Here is a 1,021-nt window from a genome sequence, read left to right on the forward strand (position 1 = left end):
GCCGGGCACGCCTCGATCGAGTCGACCCGGATCTACCTGCACCTGGCCGATGACTGGCTCGCCGCGCAGTACCGCAAGGCCGCCGAGGTCATCGATGCGCAGGTCTTCGCCGGGAGCCTGCGGTGAACCCCGTCGGCACCGACACCGCTTCCTGCACGCTGGCGTCCTGGCAGGAGCTGGAGGCGGACTGCCCGCACATCGTGGCCACGATGCGGGCCTACCTGGAGCAGATCGGGTGCGTGCTGCGTCCGGGCAGCGTGCGCAACACCGACCAGTGCCTGCGGGCGTTCGCGCTGTTCCTGACCCAGCAGGCTCCCGAGGTCACCTCCATCCAGCAGGTCCGCCGCACCGACATCGAGGGTTACAAGTCCTGGCTGGCGGCCCGGCCCGGCCGATCCGGGGCCCCGCGCGCCGCCACGGCCACACGGGCGCACCGCCTGGGGACGCTACGGATGTTCTTCGTCCGCATCGATGAGTGGGGCTGGGAACAGGCGCCGCCCAAGGTGCCGATGTTCCCCGGTGATCTGCCCCGCCAGGACCGTCCCCTACCCAAGGCGTTGGACGACCCGACTGCGGCCAGGCTGTTGCGTGCCGCCCAGGCCGACAAACGACAACTCGTCGGGGTGACCGTGGAGGTCCTGCTGCGCACCGGACTGCGGGTCAGCGAGTACACCGCCCTGCCCGCCGACGCGATCGTGCACATCGGTGTCGGCCCCTGGCTGCACGTCCCGGTCGGCAAACTCGGCTCCGACCGCTACCTGCCGCTGCACCCGCACCTGGTGACCCTCATCGAGGACTACCGAGGCGCGCACGTCGACGCCGCGCACGCGCTGCTGATTCCCAGGGAGAACGGTCGAGCCCTGGACCGGCACACCGTCACCAGGATGATCAACAAGGCCGCCACGGCCGCCGGACTGGGCCACCTCCACCCCCACATCCTGCGACACACCCTGGCCACCCAGGCCATCAACCGCGGTATGTCTCTAGACGCGGTCGCCGCGATGCTCGGGCACAAGTCGAT

1 protein-coding gene is annotated in these 1,021 nt (G+C 70.3%); it reads left to right on the forward strand.

Annotated features, from left to right (window positions below; all coding sequences use genetic code 11):
- Window positions 1-122: 122 nt before the first annotated feature.
- On the forward strand, window positions 123-1,021 hold an 899-nt coding region (locus DA085_RS20615), incomplete at its 3' end, for a tyrosine-type recombinase/integrase (protein ID WP_154402279.1).

Origin of the sequence: Ornithinimicrobium cavernae (assembly GCF_003121625.1) — a bacterium.
Classification (GTDB): Bacteria; Actinomycetota; Actinomycetes; order Actinomycetales; family Dermatophilaceae; genus Ornithinicoccus; species Ornithinicoccus cavernae.